Source organism: uncultured Kushneria sp. (assembly GCF_947497025.1).
Classification (GTDB): domain Bacteria; phylum Pseudomonadota; class Gammaproteobacteria; order Pseudomonadales; family Halomonadaceae; genus Kushneria.
The window spans coordinates 493168-511603 of the sequence record NZ_CANMFC010000002.1 but is presented as its reverse complement, the minus strand read 5'-3'; the positions used below and the strand labels follow the sequence as shown (position 1 = coordinate 511603).

General features: G+C 61.2%; 15 protein-coding genes. 6 read left to right on the top strand and 9 right to left on the bottom strand.

The window, feature by feature from the left end; translation table 11 throughout:
• Position 1: 1 nt before the first annotated feature.
• The 4 genes from Q0931_RS05660 to rpiB form a co-directional block, all read right to left on the bottom strand.
• Positions 2-1564 (bottom strand): sugar ABC transporter ATP-binding protein, encoded by a 1563-nt coding sequence (locus Q0931_RS05660; RefSeq protein ID WP_299258124.1) that lies wholly within the window; start codon positions 1562-1564, stop codon positions 2-4.
• Positions 1565-1591: 27 nt separating this feature from the next.
• A complete protein-coding gene (locus Q0931_RS05655; protein ID WP_299258122.1) occupies positions 1592-2248 on the bottom strand; it encodes a DUF2291 family protein in 657 nt (218 codons plus the stop codon).
• Between the two features lie 434 nt (positions 2249-2682).
• Complete coding sequence (locus tag Q0931_RS05650) at positions 2683-3663, bottom strand: sugar-binding transcriptional regulator (RefSeq protein WP_299258120.1); 981 nt, start codon at positions 3661-3663, stop codon at positions 2683-2685.
• Between the two features lie 169 nt (positions 3664-3832).
• On the bottom strand, positions 3833-4309 hold the full coding sequence (gene rpiB, locus Q0931_RS05645) for a ribose 5-phosphate isomerase B (RefSeq protein ID WP_299258118.1): 477 nt from the start codon (positions 4307-4309) through the stop codon (positions 3833-3835).
• Positions 4310-4719: 410 nt separating this feature from the next.
• Between rpiB and Q0931_RS05640 the strand changes: the two genes are divergently transcribed.
• From Q0931_RS05640 to tkt, 3 genes are all read left to right on the top strand, one after another.
• Entirely contained in the window at positions 4720-6435 is a 1716-nt protein-coding gene (locus Q0931_RS05640; protein WP_299258116.1) for a dihydroxyacetone kinase family protein, read from the top strand.
• A 34-nt stretch (positions 6436-6469) separates the two neighbouring features.
• On the top strand, positions 6470-7237 hold the full coding sequence (locus Q0931_RS05635) for a triose-phosphate isomerase family protein (protein WP_299258114.1): 768 nt from the start codon (positions 6470-6472) through the stop codon (positions 7235-7237).
• Positions 7238-7438: 201 nt separating this feature from the next.
• Positions 7439-9433 carry a transketolase gene (gene tkt / locus Q0931_RS05630; protein ID WP_299258112.1) on the top strand — a complete coding sequence of 665 codons (1995 nt, stop codon included), beginning with the start codon at positions 7439-7441 and terminating at the stop codon, positions 9431-9433.
• A gap of 140 nt (positions 9434-9573) precedes the next feature.
• Here tkt and Q0931_RS05625 read toward each other — a convergent pair whose 3' ends face one another.
• Positions 9574-10626, bottom strand: coding sequence for a class I fructose-bisphosphate aldolase (locus Q0931_RS05625; protein WP_299258110.1), 1053 nt, complete (start codon positions 10624-10626; stop codon positions 9574-9576).
• Between the two features lie 422 nt (positions 10627-11048).
• Here Q0931_RS05625 and Q0931_RS05620 point away from each other — a divergent pair, with 422 nt between their 5' ends.
• Complete coding sequence (locus Q0931_RS05620; protein ID WP_299258108.1) at positions 11049-12212, top strand: phosphoglycerate kinase; 1164 nt, start codon at positions 11049-11051, stop codon at positions 12210-12212.
• Positions 12213-12356: 144 nt separating this feature from the next.
• On the top strand, positions 12357-12800 hold the full coding sequence (locus Q0931_RS05615; RefSeq protein WP_299258107.1) for a hypothetical protein: 444 nt from the start codon (positions 12357-12359) through the stop codon (positions 12798-12800).
• Between the two features lie 36 nt (positions 12801-12836).
• Here the strand turns inward: Q0931_RS05615 and Q0931_RS05610 are convergent, their stop codons facing one another.
• The 3 genes from Q0931_RS05610 to Q0931_RS05600 all read right to left on the bottom strand — a co-directional run bounded on the left by Q0931_RS05610 (position 12837) and on the right by Q0931_RS05600 (position 16476).
• Positions 12837-14615, bottom strand: a complete 1779-nt coding sequence (locus tag Q0931_RS05610) for a methyl-accepting chemotaxis protein (RefSeq protein ID WP_299258105.1) — start codon at positions 14613-14615, stop codon at positions 12837-12839.
• A 161-nt stretch (positions 14616-14776) separates the two neighbouring features.
• Positions 14777-15643 carry a M23 family metallopeptidase gene (locus tag Q0931_RS05605; protein ID WP_299258103.1) on the bottom strand — a complete coding sequence of 289 codons (867 nt, stop codon included), beginning with the start codon at positions 15641-15643 and terminating at the stop codon, positions 14777-14779.
• A gap of 23 nt (positions 15644-15666) precedes the next feature.
• Positions 15667-16476, bottom strand: coding sequence for a TraX family protein (locus Q0931_RS05600; protein ID WP_299258101.1), 810 nt, complete (start codon positions 16474-16476; stop codon positions 15667-15669).
• 92 nt (positions 16477-16568) lie between these two features.
• On the opposite strand from Q0931_RS05600, the gene Q0931_RS05595 reads away from it, so the two are divergent.
• Positions 16569-17600, top strand: a complete 1032-nt coding sequence (locus Q0931_RS05595) for an oxidoreductase (RefSeq protein ID WP_299258099.1) — start codon at positions 16569-16571, stop codon at positions 17598-17600.
• Here Q0931_RS05595 and Q0931_RS05590 read toward each other — a convergent pair.
• Complete coding sequence (locus Q0931_RS05590) at positions 17597-18406, bottom strand: SDR family NAD(P)-dependent oxidoreductase (RefSeq protein ID WP_299258097.1); 810 nt, start codon at positions 18404-18406, stop codon at positions 17597-17599. The genes Q0931_RS05595 and Q0931_RS05590 overlap by 4 nt on opposite strands.
• Positions 18407-18436 lie beyond the last annotated feature (30 nt).

Genomic DNA, 18436 nt, shown 5'->3' with positions numbered 1-18436 from the left:
TTCAGCCTTCGGCGGATTCTCCGGAGGCAGCCATGATCTCTTCCCGGGTCACATCGGCCCCGAACTCTGCGCTGATGCGGCCGCGGCTCATCACCACAATCCGATGCGCCACACTCAGACACTCTCCAACCTCCGAGGTCGAGTAGATGACCGCCAGCCCGTTTGACGCGCCCTCGGCCAGCAGCCGGAACACCTCGGCCTTGGCGCCGATATCGATACCGCGGCTGGGCTCATCCAGCAGCACCACACGTGGATGGGTCGCCAGCATCTTGCCGATGACCACCTTCTGTTGATTGCCGCCGGAGAGCGAGCCGATGCCGGCCGCCCCCCCGTCGGTCTTGATGTGCACGTTGCGGATCGACGCCTCGATGACGGCCTGCTCGCGGCCGCGCGAGGTCAAAAGGCCACGGGTAAAGGCACCGATGCTGGCCAGCGACAGGTTTTCACCGACCGCCATGGTCTGGACCAGGCCATCACGCTGGCGGTCCTCGGGGACCAGCACCAGCCCACGCTCGATACGCTCGGCGATGCTCAGACTCGAGATATCCTCGCCTTCCAGCATGATCCGACCCTCGCTGGCCGATACACGCCCGGCAGCGCATTCCAGAAGCTCCGTGCGCCCGGCGCCCATCAGGCCGTAGATACACACGATTTCCCCGGCGCGTACCGCAAGCGACAGACGATCCACCACCGAACGCTCCGGCACGGCGACATCCGCCACGCTGACGTTCTCGAACGACAGCGCCACCTCGCCCATCGTATGGCCGGTCGGCGGCGAGCCCAGATCGAAGTTGTCGCCCACCATGTGGCGCACAATCCATTCAAGATCGATTTCGCTGCGCTCGGCCCAGGCGGTCATTGCCCCATCACGCAGCACCACGGCGTGATCGGTAATGGTCAGCGCCTCTTCCAGATGGTGCGAGATATAGACGATCGACACGCCCCGGCTTTTCAGGTCTTCGATGACTCGAAACAGCACTTCGACTTCCGAAGCCGACAGCGCCGAGGTGGGCTCATCCATGATCAGAATGCGCGAATTGACCGACAGCGCGCGCGCAATCTCGACAATCTGCTGCTGCCCCAGACGCAGATCCTCCACCAGCGTCAGCGGACCGATGGGCTCATCCAGCTCGGCCATCAGCCGCTCGGTTTCACGCGCCTCTTCGGCGTAATCCACACCACCCGGCCCGCCCAGCTCGCGGCCCATGAAAATGTTGTCACGCACATTCATGTTGGGCGCCAGACTCAGCTCCTGATGGATGATCGAAATACCATGGCGCTGGGCATCCACGGTGGAAGAAAACCGCACCGGCTCTCCGTCCAGCACAATCTCGCCGGCGCTGGGCTGAATCACGCCAGAAAGAATTTTCATCAGCGTCGATTTACCCGCACCGTTTTCACCAAAAAGGGTGGTGACCTGCCCGCGGCGAATATCGAAATTGACGCTTTTGAGCGCGTGCACGCTGCCAAAGGACTTGGCCACGTTGCGCGCCGACAGCACGACCTCCCCCGTCTCGCTGCCCGACCTCGTCGGCCTTTCCATGACACTCTCTTCGCTGCTCATGGCATGCACTCCTGTTCCCGCCCGGCCTTACTGCACATCGAGAGCCACCGGAGTGACCAGCCAGTTTTTGGGATTGATCATCTGAAACACACCGGTGACTTCAACGGTCCTGCCGCTCAGGGCTGCGGTATCCACCCCTTCGAGTACCGCAGCCTTCATGGCATTGTTGATGGCCGCGCCCGCGTTTTGATACTCGATCTGATTGGTGAACTGGCCAAAGCTGATCTCGCCGGTGGCATCGCGCAGTGTGGTGCCGTTGATCGCCGGTCCTGTCTGTACCCGCACCCGGGTGCCTTCAGGCATGTCGGGGATCTCGATCGTGTAGATACCCGACTTGCCCTCGCCCACCGTGCCGGTGAAATGCACCGGGAAGATCGGGCCAATGCTGCTGGCCACGCCATAGCGCTCACCGGCAGCGCTGGCATCATCATTCAGCGCACGGGCCAGTTCCGGCGCCTCAACAGCACGCGATTCAACGCTTTGCACAATCTGCGGGAACTGCTCCTGCCCATAGCGCTCGGCCGAAAACTGTCCGCTCTGGGCATCGGACTGCGCGCCCTGCTCGACCACGTGCGTATCCCAGGCCATGGCGGCAACCACGACCAGAACCACCGCCGCCGTGATGGCACGGCCATATTTTTTACGAGCGGGTGGACGTGCATGGGTACTGGCATCTGCTGTCATATCAAACCGGTCTCCGCTGCAAAGGCAGGTATTTATAAGGATCTTCAGGTCTTACGGGCACTGACTTGACGAGACCCGCCCCGAATCATTTGCCCTGGCTTCGTTCAAATGTATTAACGCCATGCCCCCTTTAAACTGCAATGCCCAGGCCCTGATGCAGCGCTAAGACTTTATGCTTAACGTTTTTAACATTATGAAATGAAAAGAAATAAAGTGAACGAATAACCAATCCTGCGACTAAAGTTATCCGCCGGAACAGGCGCACGGGATGCGAACATTTCTGCAGGAAAGGAACATCGGTACAGGTGATTCGGAGACAGACGGGCGTCACGAGACGCCGTCGATAAACGTCAGCATTTCGTATTCATCGCCTTGATGGCGACTGAGAGCTAACGCCACTGGAAGGAAAGAATGGTGATGGGCCAGACGAGGAATTAATCCTCGTCTCTGGTGCGGGTCGCCTCATCCAGATGCAAAAGGGTGTGCGCATTGGTGGCGCTGGTGGCGAGCACGTCGATCACGCCGGTGCGCAGCGCACCGAGAATGCCGGCGGCCTTGGTGCTTTCGCTGGCAATCGCGATGACCTCGGGAATGCGCGCCAGATCCGGGATGGTCAGCCCGATCACGCGACCCTGCATGGGCGTGGTGGAGGCCCGTCCGTTCAGATCGATGAAGTCATAGCCCATCATGTCGCCGACCGTACCGGACAGACGTGCCTCGGCAATCTCCTGCGGCGAAAACCAGCCCATGCGCACCATGTTGCTGTCCTCGGAAAGATCGCCCACGCCGATCATGGCAATGTCGGCGCGTCGGGCGCGATCCAGCGTCTGGCGCACGGTCGGATTATCCAGCATGGCATCGCGAAGCTCCGGACTTGCCACCATGGCCGGCGCATAAAGGGTTTCGCTTTCACCGCCGAATTTTGCTGCCAGTCGCCGACAGATATGATCGGGATTCATGTACTCCCCGGCGCGCAGCGAGCCGCCGATGGCGCAAATGAACGAGCACTGGCGGGTGCGCTGGGTAAAGACGTTATCGGCCACGGTGCCGACATTGCGCCCCATGCCGACGGCCACCATGGTGCCATCTTCCAGCGTTCGTGAAAGATGATCGGCGACCAGACTCGAGACCTCGTGACGCTGCTGCTCGGCATCGGCGCAGTCCAGTGCGATCAGCGCCCGGCGAATGCCAAATCGGCGGATCAGCGACTGCTCGATCTCGGCGGCCACCGAAGGATGATGACGCACCCGCACATCGACGATGCCTTCGGCCTGGGCGCGCTTGAGCAGACGCCCCACCTTGATGCGTGACATGCCCATGCGTCCGGCGATCGCCTCCTGGGTTTCGCCCTGCATGTAATAGCGGCTGGCAATCTCGGTCATCAGCGCAATATCAGGATCGGCACGCTCGTTCATGGGATCTCCGTATCAGACGCGTTGGTGTCATGGGGGCGGGAAGATACCTGCAAGCATCGCCCGTGTCACAGCGGATGCCCCGGAACAGACAGCGGATCACTCGAAAAAGGGGGCAGTACGCCGGTTCGCCGCACTGCCCCCATCATGTTACCTGCGCACTCGAGCGAGATTATGCCTTGCCGTTTTGTTCCTGCTCGTAGGCCGTGATGCGATCCACCTTGGCCTGCGAGCCGCCGCCGCTGAACTCGCTTTCAAGGAAGGACTCGGCAATCTTCTTGGCAAGCTCGACACCGATCACACGAGCGCCCATGGTCAATACCTGCGCATCGTTACTCTTGCGCGCGCGCTCGGCAGAATAGGTGTCATGCGCCTGCGCAGCACGAATGCCCGGCACCTTGTTGGCCGAGATGGCAACGCCAATACCGGTGCCGCAGATCAGGATGGCGCGATCGACACGGCCTTCCTTGACGGCATGCGCGGCGGCAAAGGCGATATCGGGATAAAGCACCGGCTCGGCATCAAAAGTGCCGAAGTCCTCGACCTCGTGACCCAGCGAGCGCACGTGCTCCACCATGGCCTGCTTCATGTCATAAGCGGCTTCATCACATCCGAGTGCGACCCGAAGCTTTTTGGTTTCTGCTGTCATGATTTCTCCTGGTGAACTATCACCGTATGCGTTGACACTTTTATAGCGTACGCCTTGTCGATCATATGAACAAAGCACATTCATATGAAAAATTCCGCGAGTTCGTACCATCAGCTCGGAAAAACGCTTTCACCTGCCGAAGATATCACCCATTTAGGCATAAATACGCCGACACACCCCCTACAAAGGGCGATAGTAAAACCAAAGTCTCATGCGAAGTGACCGGCTGCAGGGCTAATATAGCCCCAATGTTTCTAACAAATGTACATGTCAGGATCATATTATCGTTCTGACAATTTCCTGTTCGGGTGCGCGCTGCACGCGAAGGGGAGAGAGGCATCAAACGCCCCTGCAACAGGAAGACGGCGTGCGATGCCCGGTCATTTTCGCCTTTCAGGAGTACGTCCGTCATGACACGCCTTTTCAACGACCCGATTGCCTTTGTCGACGAAGCCACCGAAGGCTTTGTAGCCGCTCACGCTAACCGGGTGCACCAGGTGCCCGGCGGCGTGATACGCAGCACGAAAAGTGAGCCCAATACCGTTGCGGTCGTGATCGGCGGTGGCTCCGGCCACTACCCGGCCTTTGCCGGCCTGGTCGGCCAGGGTCTGGCGCACGGCGCCGCCATGGGCAACCTGTTTGCCTCGCCCTCGGCCCAGCAGATTTATACAGTCGCCCGCGCGGCCAACAACGGCGCCGGCGTATTGCTAAGCTATGGCAACTATGCCGGTGACGTTCTGCACTTCGGCCAGGCGCGCGATCGCCTGATCAGCGAAGGCATCCCCTGCGAGATGGTCAAGGTCATCGACGACGTTTCCAGCGCCAGTCTCGAAGAGATTCAAAAGCGGCGCGGCATTGCCGGCGATCTGACCGTCTTCAAGATCGCCGCGGCCGCGGCCGAAGCCGGCTATTCACTCGAAGAGGTGGTGCGTGCGGCAGAATCAGCCAACCTGCGCACTCGCTCCTTTGGCGTGGCCTTTGACGGCTGCACCCTGCCCGGTGCCGAAGACGCCCTCTTCCATGTGCCGGAAGGCAGGATGGCGGTAGGCCTGGGCATTCACGGCGAGCCCGGGATCAGCGAGCAGGACATTCCCACCGCCAACGAGCTGGCCGAACTGCTGGTCAAACGGCTGCTTGAAGAACTGCCCGAGGGCGTCAGCAGTGCAAGGGGTGCGCGGGCCTCAGTGCTGCTCAACGGTCTGGGGACAGTCAAGTATGAAGAGCTGTTCGTGGTCTATCGTCGCGTCAATCAACTGCTGAAAGAAGCCGGTCTCGAAATTGTCGAACCCGAAGTGGGCGAGCTGGTCACCAGCCTCGATATGGCCGGTGCCTCGCTGACGCTGTTCTGGCTTGATGACGAGCTCGAAAAATTCTGGGCCGCGCCCTGCGATACCCCTGCCTACAGCAAGGGCAGCGTGGTGGCGGTCGAACAGCTCGATGCTGCCGAACTCGACATCCCGGACCCGGACGCCATTCCTGATGCTTCTGATGAATCCAGGGACGCCGCCGCGAAGGTACTGGCAGCACTCGAAACCACCTACAAGGTGATCGAGGAGAATGAAGAGGAATTCGGTCGCATTGACGCCGTGGCCGGCGACGGCGATCACGGTATCGGCATGGCCCGCGGTGGCAAGGCAGCCGTCGAAAAGGCCCGCGAGGTGAAAGAGCGTGGTGCCGGTGCCGGAACGACCCTGCGCATGGCAGGTGATGCCTGGGCCGACCGGGCCGGCGGTACCTCCGGCGCCATTTGGGGCGCGGCACTGCATTCGCTGGCCATGGCCATCGGCGACGAGAAAAAACCCGATGCCGCCCGTATCGCCCAGGGTGTTCGCGATGCCCGCGATAACATCATGCACTTTGGCAAGGCGAAGGTCGGCGACAAGACGCTGGTCGACGTGCTGGTGCCCTTCAGCGAGGTGCTCAGCGAGCGCGTCGAGGCCGGTGATGATCTGGCCACGGCCTGGCAGGCCGGAGCAGATCGCGCCGAGCAGGCCGCCAAGGACACGGCCGATCTCGTGCCGAAAATCGGCCGCGCGCGTCCGCTGGCGGAAAAGAGCAAGGGCACTCCGGATGCCGGCGCTGTCTCGCTGTCCATGATCATCCGCGCCGTGGCAGATGTGCTCTAGGCTATCCTTTACGGTCTGAACACAGGAGAGAGACATGGCCGCACCCCTGCTTATCGGCACCAGCCTCAAAATGTATTTCGGCTATCAGCAAACGCTGGACTGGTGTCGTCAGGTCACTGACATCGCCCGTCAGCATCCCGCCGTGACGCAGGGGCATGCAGCGCTTTTCATCATGCCCTCGTTTCCGACGCTGTCACCGGTGCTCGAGATCGTGCGCGGCACCGATATCCGAATCGGGGCGCAGAACCTGTCCGATCAGCCGCCCGGTGCCTGGACCGGTGAGGTCAGCGCCGCCATGCTCGCCGAGATGGGCTGTCGTTGTGTCGAGGTAGGCCACGCCGAGCGTCGGCGCCACTTCCATGAAGATGAAACCCTGATTGCCGCCAAGACCGCTCAGGCCATGGCGAACGGACTCTCTCCCGTGCTGTGCGTGGGTGAGATTGAAGAAGGCGACCCGGAAGCCGCGGCCAGCGAGTGCATCCGCCAGATAGACAGCGCGCTGTCTGACGTCCCGCAGCCCAGAGAGACCGACCTGATCGTGGCCTATGAGCCACACTGGGCGATCGGCGCCAGCCAACCGGCCTCGCGTGAACATATCAGTGCCGTGTGTATCAAGCTTCAGGCCTGGCTGGATGGCCACGGTGGCGGGCGTGTCATCTACGGTGGCAGTGCCGGCCCCGGGCTTCTATCACGCCTTGAAGGCAGCGTGCAGGGCATGTTTCTGGGTCGATTCGTGCATGACGCAAGCGCCTTTGAACAGATTCTCGATGAAGTCATGACGCTATCATCGGCGTCGCGCTGACGCCGGCTCATGATTTGGTGTGCCGATTTCGGCACGCCCTTCTTGATTACAAGGGGGCGACATCACCATTTCATGCAGCTACTCTTGGCGAATAAAGATGTGCGACATCGATGCGGGCGCTGGTGCCAAGGCCCACTCACATTCGGTCAATGATGCCAGCGCCCCTTTCACTACCACTATCAGGCAGGAGTTCACCAAGATATGACCTCGCGTCGTCACCTCGCCAATGCCATCCGTGCGCTTTCGATGGATGCCGTGCAAAAGGCCAACTCCGGCCACCCGGGCATGCCGATGGGCATGGCTGACATCGCAGAAGTGCTCTGGAACGATCATCTCAGGCACAACCCGAAAAACCCCGACTGGGCTGAACGTGACCGGTTCATTCTGTCCAACGGTCATGGTTCGATGCTGCACTATTCGCTGCTGCACCTGACCGGTTACGACCTGCCGCTGGAAGAGCTCAAGAACTTCCGCCAGATCGGCTCCAAAACCCCCGGTCATCCGGAGCACGGCTACACGCCGGGCATCGAAACCACCACCGGGCCGCTGGGTCAGGGGCTGGCCAATGCTGTCGGTATGGCGATCGCCGAGCGCACGCTGGCGGCACAGTTCAACCGTGATGGTCACGAGATCATCAACCACCGCACCTGGGTGTTCGCTGGCGACGGTTGCATGATGGAAGGCGTCAGCCACGAGGCCTGCTCGCTGGCCGGCCATCTGGGTCTGGGCAACCTGACCGTCTTTTATGATGACAACGGCATCTCGATCGATGGCGAAGTCTCCGGCTGGTTCTCCGATGACACCGCCAAGCGCTTTGAAGCCTATCACTGGAACGTCATTCGTGACGTGGACGGCCATGACGCCGAACAGATCGATGCCGCCATTCGCGAAGCGAAGGAAGTCACCGACAAGCCGACCCTGATCATCTGCAAGACCGTGATCGGCTTCGGGTCGCCCAACAAGGCCGGCAAGGAAGAGAGCCACGGTGCCGCACTGGGTGAAGAGGAAGTCGAAGCGGCGCGCAAGCAGCTGGGCTGGGAGCACGGCGCATTTGAAATTCCCGATGACCTCTACAAGGCGTGGGATGCCAGCGACAAGGGCCAACAGTTCGAAGACGAGTACAAGGAGCGCATGGCCGCCTATGAAAAGGCCTATCCGGAACTCGCCAAAGAGCTTCAGCGTCGTTACAACGGCGAGCTGCCGGAAAACTTTGACGGCGAGGCCCTGATCCAGCGCGCACAGGAAAAATCCGAGACCACGGCCTCACGCAAGGCCTCACTCGGCGTGCTCAACGAGCTGGCACCGGATCTGCCCGAACTGTTTGGCGGCAGCGCCGACCTGGCACCGTCCAACCTGACCCTCTGGAAAGGGGCAAAGGCGATCAGCAAGGACAACTTCGACGGCAGCTACCTGCACTACGGTGTGCGTGAATTCGGCATGGGCGCGATCGCCAACGGCATCGCCACCCACGGCGGCTTTATCCCCTATGACGCCACTTTCCTGGTGTTCATGGAGTACATGCACAACGCCGTTCGCATGTCGGCCCTGTCGCACACGCGCATCATTCACGTCTTTACCCACGACTCCATCGGTCTGGGCGAGGACGGCCCGACCCACCAGCCGGTCGAGCAGCTCGCCGATCTGCGCAACCTGCCGGGTCTGGCCACATGGCGCCCCTGTGATGCTACCGAAACCGCCGCCTCCTGGGTGGAAGGTCTCGAGCGCGAAACCGGCCCCACGGCGCTGATCTTCTCGCGTCAGGATCTGCCGGCCCAGTCGCGCGATCACGAGCAGGTGAAAAACATCCGTCGCGGCGGCTATATCCTGCGTGACTGCGATGGTCAGCCCGAGCTGATCCTGATCGCCACTGGCTCCGAAGTGGGTCTGGCGATGGACGCCGCGAAGGAAATTGAAGGCAAGGGTACGAAGGTGCGCGTGGTCTCCATGCCCTGCACCACGAAGTTCGATGAGCAGGATCAGGGCTATCGCGACTCCGTGCTGCCGCCGTCGGTACGCAATCGCATGGCCATCGAAGCCGCCATTCCGTCGACCTGGTACAAGTATGTCGGTCTGGACGGCCACGTGTTCGGCATGACCACCTACGGCGAATCCGGCAAGGGTGGTGATCTGTTCAAGCACTTCGGCTTCACCGTCGAGAAGGTTGTCGAGCGCGCCGAGCAGATGCTCAAGGCGTAACCCTCCGTCAGCGCCCGGGCGGCCAGCGTCGTCCGGGACGCTTCGAGCCGATCCTGTTCCAGGGATTGATGTTCGAGGACAAAAGAAAGGGCCCGGCAATTGCCGGGCCCTTTTGCGTTTCAAGCATCAGAACATGCCGATCAGGCGATGGTGACACTCTTGTCGAGATAGACGTCCTGAATCGCATTCAACAGGGCAACACCCTCATCACGCGGCTTCTGGAACGCCTTGCGTCCGGAAATCAGGCCCATGCCGCCGGCACGCTTGTTGATGACGGCGGTACGTACCGCTTCACCCATGTCGGAATGGCCCTTGGAGCCGCCGCCAGAGTTGATCAGGCCGGCACGACCCATGAAGCTGTTGACGACCTGATAGCGCGCCCAGTCAATCGGGTTGTCGCTGAGCAGTTCGTCATACACGCGGTCATGCGTATGACCAAAGCCGACCGCGCGATAGCCACCGTTGTTCTCCGGCAGCTTCTGCTTGACGATGTCAGCGTTGATGGTTGCGGCCAGATGCACGGCCTGACTGGTGAGGTCAGAAGAGACGTGATAGTCGGTGCCGTCCTTCTTGAACTCGGGGTTACGCAGGTAGGACCACAGTACGGTGACCATGCCCAGCTCATGCGCGCGCTCAAACGCTTCGCTGATTTCCTGAATCTGGCGACGGCTTTCCGGCGAGCCGAAATAGATGGTCGCACCGACCGCGACACAGCCCATGTCATGTGCCTGCTCGACCTGCGCGAACAGCGTCTGGTCGTAGATGGCTGGATAGGTCAGCGTCTCGTTATGGTTGAGCTTGACCATCATCGGGATGCGATGCGCGTAGCGACGCGCGACCGAAGACAGCACGCCCAGCGTGGAGGCTACGCAGTTGCAGCCGCCTTCGATGGCCAGCTCAACGATGTTTTTCGGGTCAAAGTACTGCGGATTGGGCGCAAAGGAGGCGCCGGCCGAGTGCTCGATGCCCTGATCCACCGGCAGCATGCTGACGTAGCCTGTGCCACCGAGTCGACCATGGTTGAAAATGGTCTGCATGTTACGCAGTACGTGCGGCGAGCGGCTGCTGTCCATCATGACCCGATTAACGAAATCGGGACCAGGCAGGTGCAGGTCCTCTTTCTTGAATCCGGCACAGGTATGGTTCAACAGGCTATCCGCTTCCTCTCCCAGCAGCCTGGCGATATCTGTCATTATCTTCATCCTCTTTTCTACGAAAGATTTTGCATTGCCGCCGGCCAATGCCGAGGCTCGGACAGCATAAGCAACTATACGTTGCAGTTCATGTCATGTTTTGTCAGTAGTATTCAAGCATGAAGGGGGTTGCACTGCATGCCTGTCATGGACGATCACATATTCAGGGCCGTCATGACTGGTTCCCATTGTGAGCCGACAAGGCCATGGACCACTTGACCGCGATGCGCGCTGCCATTGCCCTATAGACGAAAGTCTCATGCACATGAGGGCGCCCCGGCAGTCAATAATGGCGCCCGGCGCTGCTGTCTTCGCTTTCCGTGTCCCTGCTATGCTGAAAGCTGTTCAAATCGGCCCTGGCAACACTGCAGAGCCACCACCGCTCAATGCCGACCACTTATCATTACTACGGGAGTAGCGACATGACTGTGCGCAAGATGTCCGAGCTGAACCTCGCCGGCCAGCGCGTCCTGATCCGTCAGGACCTCAACGTGCCGATCAAGGATGGAAAGGTCACTTCGGATGCCCGCATTCGTGCCAGCCTGCCCACCATTCGCACGGCCCTTGAACAAAACGCTCGTATCATGCTGATGAGTCACCTGGGGCGCCCCACCGAAGGGGAACCCAATGATGAGGAATCACTGGCACCGGTGGCCAACCACCTGGGCGAACTGCTGGGCATGACGGTTCGTCTGGAGCGTGACTATCTGGAGCAGAACCCCGAAGTGCAGGAAGGGGAAGTCGTACTGCTGGAAAATGTGCGCTTCAACAAGGGCGAGAAAAAGGATGACGAGGCCCTGGCGAAAAAATACGCCAGCCTTTGCGACATCTACGTGATGGACGCCTTCGGCACCGCGCACCGCGCCCAGGCCTCTACTCACGGTGTGGCCCGCTTTGCGCCGGACGCCTGCGCCGGACCGCTGCTCTCCTCGGAGCTGGATGCGCTGGAAAAGGCCCTGTCCAGCCCGAAGCGCCCGATGGTGGCCATCGTCGGCGGCTCCAAGGTTTCTTCCAAACTCGAGGTCCTCAACGCCCTGTCCGAGAAGTGCGACCAGCTGATTGTGGGCGGCGGTATCGCCAACACCTTCATTGCTGCCGCCGGCTACAACGTGGGCAAATCCCTGTATGAAGCCGATCTGGTCGATCAGGCAAAGGCCCTGATGGAAAGGGTCAACGTGCCCCTGCCCATCGATGTGGTCGTGGCGACCGAGTTCTCCGACAAGGCCGAAGCCGTCACCCGCAATGTGGATGAAGTCCGTGACGATGAAATGATCCTCGACGTTGGCCCGCAGACCGCCGAGACCTACGCCGAAGCGCTGCGCGAAGCCGGCACCATTTTGTGGAACGGTCCGGTCGGCGTGTTCGAGATCGATCAGTTCAGTGGCGGCACGAAGGCCATGGCACACGCCATTGCCGACAGTGACGGTTTCTCGATTGCCGGCGGTGGTGACACCCTGGCAGCCATCGACAAATACAGTGTCACCGACGATATCTCCTATATCTCCACCGGCGGCGGCGCCTTCCTCGAATACGTGGAAGGCAAGACCCTGCCGGCCGTCAGTGCCCTGCGCGACGCCGCGAAATAACGCCTGACGACACGCCGCTCAGGCTCGATAAAGGGGCCCTGTTCCTTCCCGGAACAGGGCCCCTTTTGTAACACCTTTTTGCAAGCATGTTTCCGTAGCCCCCTCTCGGCGCTACACTGCGACAAAGTGCAAAACAGGCCATCCATGAACAAACGACTCTTTTATGCCGGTAACTGGCCCGATTCCGCTGCCCTGCTCGAAGGCGCCCTGTGGGTAGGCTATGCCTGGAGCATTCAGTGGTCGCTGGTCAACCATCAGAGTCTCGTCTTTTTGCTGGCAACCCTTGTGGTGCTGGTCTGCGCGCTGACAACGCTTTTGTGGCAGCCGCTGAAACTCACCCTGGCACGCTATCGGGTCAGAAAGCGTCGCACCGAAATGTGGATGCACATCCTCTATCCCCCGATGCTGCTCGCCCCACCGCTGTGGTGGCTGCTCGAACGCATCGTTGGCCGCCTTCCCGACGCCCAGCAGTGGACGCTGGCCTGCCTTTTGATGACGGTCGGCTGGCTGGTCTTTCTGATCTCGCTGTTGATCAAGCGTCTTATCCGCCAGTACCGTCAGTCACTGAGCGATCACGCCGCGGACTGACGGCCCTCCGGAGGCATCCCCTGTCTCTGGAAGCTTTTAAAAGCTTTCCCACTCCTCGACCTCGGCGGCGCGGGACGGGACATGCGAAGCATCCGGTCGCGGGCGCTCGCGCCCTGAGGTGTCAGGCTTTTTCGCCGTCCTTGAGGTGGGGACTGGGGCCGGCGTCGGTCGCGTTGTGACAGCGCTTGCTCGCTTCTGCTCGGCCGCCACCGGCGTGCTGGTCGCCGAAGGGGGCAGACGGAAGACCGAGACGGCCTCGACCAGTGCCTGCGACTGCTGATAAAGCCTGCGTGAGGCTTCTCCGTTTTGCTCGACCATCAGTGCGTTGTGCTGTGTGGTCTGATCCAGCTGGCCGATCGCCTCGCCCACCTGACTGACGCCGGTGCTCTGCTCGGCGCTGGCGCGGCTGATATCTCCCATGATGTGGTGGACACGACCAATGGAGGTCACCACTTCCTCAATGGTCTGCCCGGCACGATCCACCAGTACGGCCCCCTGCTCGGTCTGAGCAACGCTGGCCGTGATCAACGCATTGATCTCTCTGGCCGCTTCGGCGCTGCGACTGGCCAGGCTTCTCACTTCGTTGGCCACCACGGCAAATCCACGCCCCTGCTCCCCGGCGCGGGCCGCCTCGACCGAGGCGTTGAGCGCCAGGATATTGGTCTGAAAGGCAATGTTGTCGATCACGCTGATGATTTCCGACATACGCCGCGCGCCGTCATTGATGCCCTTCATGGTGGTCACCACCTCACCAAAGACCTGGCCACCCTGCTCGGCCACACCCGAGGCACGAGTGGCCAGCTGTTCGGCATCGCGAGCGTTATCGGCGTTCAGGCGCACCGTGGCACTGAGTTCTTTCATCGCGGCAGCCGTCTGCTCCAGCGCGCTGGCCTGCTGCTCGGTACGCGAGGAAAGCTGACTGTTGCCCTGCTCGATATGGCCACTGGCATGGGCGACCTCGTGAGCGGTACGGCGTACATTGGCGACAGTCTCCTGAAGCCGGTCGGCCGTACGACTCAACGCGGCCATGATGCTGCGATCCTTCTCGTGGTAAACCGGGCGTGACGCATCCAGCTCGCCACGACCGACAGCCTCGGCCAGGGCGCGCACGTCAGCGGGTTCAGCGCCCAGGGTTTTCAACAGCCCACGCGTAATCAGGGTGGCAATCACAATGCCCAGCAGCACGGCCAGCGTGCACAAAATAATCATGGTGGTCTTGAAGCCGCCGCTGATGCCGCGTACCAGGCCGGCATCGGCATGGTTCATGGTGCCCTGATAATCAATAAAGGCATTGATCGAGGCCAGCCAGTCCACGAAGGCCGGGCGCGCCTGCGACAGCAACAGTGAACGAGCACCTTCAATATCACCGCTGCGGCGCGTTTCAAGTACGCGCTCGATCAACGGCATGGTGCGATCGTGCACGGCATCAATGTTGGCCAGAAGGCGATGATCCTCGGCCGTAAACTGGGCGTCATCGGCTGCCATGGCCGTCATGTTGGCGGCAGCGGTTCGGTAATCTGCCGTCAGCTTGTCAATCAGCGCCGTGACCTGTGGCAGTTCACTGTCGCTTACCAGCGTGGCATCCCTTAGCGCGATGGCACGATCATGAACGCTGCCTCGATAGTCGATGGCATGACGCTGCTTGACGCTGTTGACATCATTGATGTGGGCCAGTCCGCTATCGATCTCGCCGACCCGCCATATGCCGATGGTCGTCAGTAATACGATCAAAAAGAGTACTGCAGAAAAACCGAGCATCATGCAGGTGCGAACGCGCATGTTCGTGAGCGTTGAGACGCCTGCAGACATTGCCATGTGAGCCACCTGCCTTTGTTAGAGCACTATTGATTAATGCGCTATTTATATGGACAGGGGTTATCGCCTCAAATCTTTATGCCTTGAGACATATGACCGTTGAAATATCTTATGGTGGCCATAGTCATCGCCACAATTAAAACGCCCGGGCCAACAAGAGACTACTGACGCTCGAGCACCAGCAGCGGATCGATGCGTGTATCAAACCAGTTCATGCCCCAGTGCAGATGCGGCCCGGTAGCACGGCCGGTCGCCCCTACCTCGCCGATCACATCGCCCTGCGCCACGCGATCGCCCACCTTTACATCAAGCTTTGACAGATGCAGGAAGTTGGAGCTGATACCGTAGCCGTGATCGATCAGCACCGTGCCGCCGGTCAGATACAGATCCGGGTCGGCAAAGGTCACAATACCCCCGGCAGGCGCCTTGACGGGCGTGCCGGTGGCGGCGGCAATATCCATGCCCGAATGTGCCGAGCCCGGCGTACCGTTATAGATACGTTGATTGCCAAAGCGCCCGCTGATGCGCCCTTTCACCGGCCAGATGAAATGCTCGGCAAAATCGGGGATGCGCTCATCGCGCGTGCGAGCCTGACTGACGCCGGCCTGCTCACGGCGAATGCGCTCGGCGATCTCCGGCGGTGGTGACACGGTCTTTGGCGGCACGCCATCAATGCGCTCGATGGGAAAATCCCGCGGCGTGACCTGAATATTCACCGTGCGCTGCTGCCCATCGGGCGAGGTAATCCCGACCTGACTGGCGCCGCTGGCATCACGGCCGATCCCGAACACCACGGTACCGTAGTCGGTGACGCCCAGCGTGCGCCCGCCATGGGTGACCCGGCTGCCGGGCGGCACCCGCCCGATGACCATGCTCCCCTGCTGGACATGCTCGGGAAAGACGATGGGCACCTGGCTTTCGGCCTCGGCGGGCACGCTCATCAGCGTTCCCAGCAGCATCAGGGCCGGTAAAAGTCCGAACAGGGCGCGGCGCAGGCGACCGGTCGACATCGTGGCATCAGAAAACATGGGCATTCACTCTCGGCGTATTGTCAGGTGGGCAGCAGATAAGGGAGATAGACGATCAAAGCAATCACGGCCAGATGCCCCGGGTACCAGCCCAGCCACAGCCAGCGCGGCATGCGCACCACGCCGGGAATGAAGCGCGCCAGGCCGGCAGCGATCACCAGAACGACCAGCGTGGTCGAAAAGGCCACGGTCTTGCTGATGGTGTAGATATTGAGCTGGGCCGTGATCAAAAGGATCGGCACCCCGGCCAGCCAGGCCCAGATGCGCGTCACGCCGTGATCAAAGTGCTGATACACCGCCATCGCCAGCATGAAGCCCGGCACCATCAAAAGCCCGAAGCGGCCGTACTCCAGCAGCGGCCCCACGGTGTACCAGACGATGATGGACAGCGCCACGCCTGCAGCAGTGATGATCCGAGCGCCCCCGTCTCTGGGCGGTGACACGATCAGCTGGCGCAGCCAGGCGCCCCACACCAGCCCGAAGGCCAGCGTAAAGCAGACATTGATCACCAGTACGCTGGAGTAGCGCGGCATCAGCATATAGGGTAGCTGGGCGACCAGGCCGATGATCAGGATACGGCGCGCGTAGCGCATGGGGTTGCGGGTATCGAAAAGCCCGTGCCAGGCCACCATGGCAGCAAACAGTGGAAAGGCGACCCGCCCGATGGTGGAGCTCGCCCAGCCGAACTGCCAGGACAGTTCGTTGGACAGCGCATAGCGCACCACGTGATCCACGGTCATGGAGATCAGGGCCAGCCACTTGCCCCAGTCCGTCCAGCGCGACAGGATGGCCCGTCGGGGGTCCGGGGTGACCCGGGCGGTTGTCTCGGTCATGCGCGCTCCATCATTTGATCAGATTGGCAGAAATGACACCACACGCCGCAAATGACGCGGCGCACGTCCACAGGATGACACGGAGACAGTCCATGCACTTCCCTATCAGAACCGTGATTATCGGCTACGGGCTGGTCGGGCGCGTCTTTCATGCGCCCCTGATTCGCCACACCCACGGCATGAGTCTCAAGGGTGTGGTCTCCAGCCGTCCGGACGACGTTCACGCTGACCTGCCGGATATCGACGTCTATCCGAGTGCCGATCAGGCCTTCAGTGACCCGGAGGTGGATCTGATCGTGATCGCCTCCCCCAACGACACCCACACCTCGCTTGCCATGGCGGCACTGAACGCCGGCAAGCACGTGGTGATCGACAAGCCGGTGGCGCTGGATGGCGAAGAACTTGAGCACATCACGGCCTGCGCCCGCCATCATGACAGAGTTTTCAGCGTCTTCCAGAACCGCCGCTGGGACGCTGACTTTCTGACCCTCAAGGGACTGCTGGACGCAGGCCGTCTGGGCGATGTCACCCGCTGCCACCTGCACTTTGACCGATTTCGACCCGAGGTGCGCGACCGCTGGCGCGAGCGGCCCGGACCCGGTAGCGGTGCCTGGTATGATCTGGGCTCGCATCTGGCCGATCAGGCCGTAACCCTGTTTGGCACGCCACGCGCCGTTTACGCCGATCTGGCCACGCTGCGACCCGGCGGCGGCGCGGTGGATTATTTCCATGTGCTGCTGCGTTATGACCACCATCGGGTCGTGCTCTCAAGCCATGCGCTGAGCGCGCATGATTCGCTGCGCTACGCCGTCGATGGCACGCGCGCCTCGTACATCAAGCACGGGATCGACACTCAGGAACAAACCCTGCGCGACGGCGGCACGCCAGGCCAGGCCGGCTGGGGAGAGGACCCGATGCGCGGCGTGCTTTACCACGGCGACACCGGCGAGAATGAACTCATCGATAACGCCCGCGGCGACTACCGCGCCTACTATGACAATATCGTCGCGCATCTGAACGGCGAGGCCGAACTGTTGGTAACGCCCGAGCAGGCCCGCGAGGTGATGCGCGTGCTCGACGCCGCCCACGAGAGCAGCGCCACCCGGTGCGAGGTCGTGCTCTAGCGCGATCCCCCGGCCGAGCCCGGCGCCGAAATGAGTCGATGGCGCTGGGCCTTCTGCGGCTCGCTTTCCATACGATTGAGCACCTCGGCCTCGTACTCCACAGAAGAGCCGCCGCCATAGGCGGTGTCATGGCCGCTCATCAGGGCCACGTAGCCGTCACGGGCTACATCGGCAGGATCGAACTTCTCCATCGCGCCCACCTCGGTCTCATCCTGACCGGCGCGGTGGAAAAAGTTGGTTTCGGTCGGCCCGGGCAGCAGCAGCGTCATCTGTACCCCGCTGCCCTGAATCTCGTTGCGCACTGCGTAGAAAAACGAGTTGATAAAGGCCTTCGAGGCGCCATAGACGGCTTCAAAGGGAATCGGTGTGGTGCCCGAAATGGAGGACGTCAGCAAAAGCCTCCCTTTGCCGCGCTCGACCATGGCCGGCAGCAGCCGCTTGGTCAGCTGCACGGTCGACATCACGTTGATCTGGATCAGCGAGAACTCGTCTTCCAGCGCCGTACCCTCCACGAAGGCACCGCCCAGGCCCACGCCGGCATTGAGTGCGGCAGCGTCCAGCGCTCGACCGCTATCGAGTACCGTCTGATGGACCTTATCAACCTCATCAGACCGGGTCAGGTCGGCCGCGCAGGTCGTGACCGTGACGCCATAGCCTTCCAGCATTTCACGCGTCTCTTCCAGGCGGCTGCCCCGGGAGACGATCAAGAGATCGTAACCATCATTGGCAAAACATTTGGCCAGTTCCAGACCGATGCCGTTGGTGGCACCGGTGATCAGCGCGAACTTCCTGTTCGGTGTGGTCATCCCTGTCTCCTCTCTTTTCTCTGCATTCAA

Bases quoted from the DNA above. Each gene is read 5' to 3' on its own strand.
- Q0931_RS05660 (WP_299258124.1), bottom strand. From the start codon at position 1,564: ATGAGCAGCGAAGAGAGTGTCATGGAAAGGCCGACGAGGTCGGGCAGC.
- tkt (WP_299258112.1), top strand. From the start codon at position 7,439: ATGACCTCGCGTCGTCACCTCGCCAATGCCATCCGTGCGCTTTCGATG.
- Q0931_RS05650 (WP_299258120.1), bottom strand. From the start codon at position 3,663: ATGAACGAGCGTGCCGATCCTGATATTGCGCTGATGACCGAGATTGCC.
- Q0931_RS05595 (WP_299258099.1), top strand. From the start codon at position 16,569: ATGCACTTCCCTATCAGAACCGTGATTATCGGCTACGGGCTGGTCGGG.
- Q0931_RS05610 (WP_299258105.1), bottom strand. From the start codon at position 14,615: ATGGCAATGTCTGCAGGCGTCTCAACGCTCACGAACATGCGCGTTCGC.
- rpiB (WP_299258118.1), bottom strand. From the start codon at position 4,309: ATGACAGCAGAAACCAAAAAGCTTCGGGTCGCACTCGGATGTGATGAA.
- Q0931_RS05640 (WP_299258116.1), top strand. From the start codon at position 4,720: ATGACACGCCTTTTCAACGACCCGATTGCCTTTGTCGACGAAGCCACC.
- Q0931_RS05620 (WP_299258108.1), top strand. From the start codon at position 11,049: ATGACTGTGCGCAAGATGTCCGAGCTGAACCTCGCCGGCCAGCGCGTC.
- Q0931_RS05590 (WP_299258097.1), bottom strand. From the start codon at position 18,406: ATGACCACACCGAACAGGAAGTTCGCGCTGATCACCGGTGCCACCAAC.
- Q0931_RS05600 (WP_299258101.1), bottom strand. From the start codon at position 16,476: ATGACCGAGACAACCGCCCGGGTCACCCCGGACCCCCGACGGGCCATC.
- Q0931_RS05655 (WP_299258122.1), bottom strand. From the start codon at position 2,248: ATGACAGCAGATGCCAGTACCCATGCACGTCCACCCGCTCGTAAAAAA.
- Q0931_RS05625 (WP_299258110.1), bottom strand. From the start codon at position 10,626: ATGACAGATATCGCCAGGCTGCTGGGAGAGGAAGCGGATAGCCTGTTG.
- Q0931_RS05615 (WP_299258107.1), top strand. From the start codon at position 12,357: ATGAACAAACGACTCTTTTATGCCGGTAACTGGCCCGATTCCGCTGCC.
- Q0931_RS05635 (WP_299258114.1), top strand. From the start codon at position 6,470: ATGGCCGCACCCCTGCTTATCGGCACCAGCCTCAAAATGTATTTCGGC.
- Q0931_RS05605 (WP_299258103.1), bottom strand. From the start codon at position 15,643: ATGTTTTCTGATGCCACGATGTCGACCGGTCGCCTGCGCCGCGCCCTG.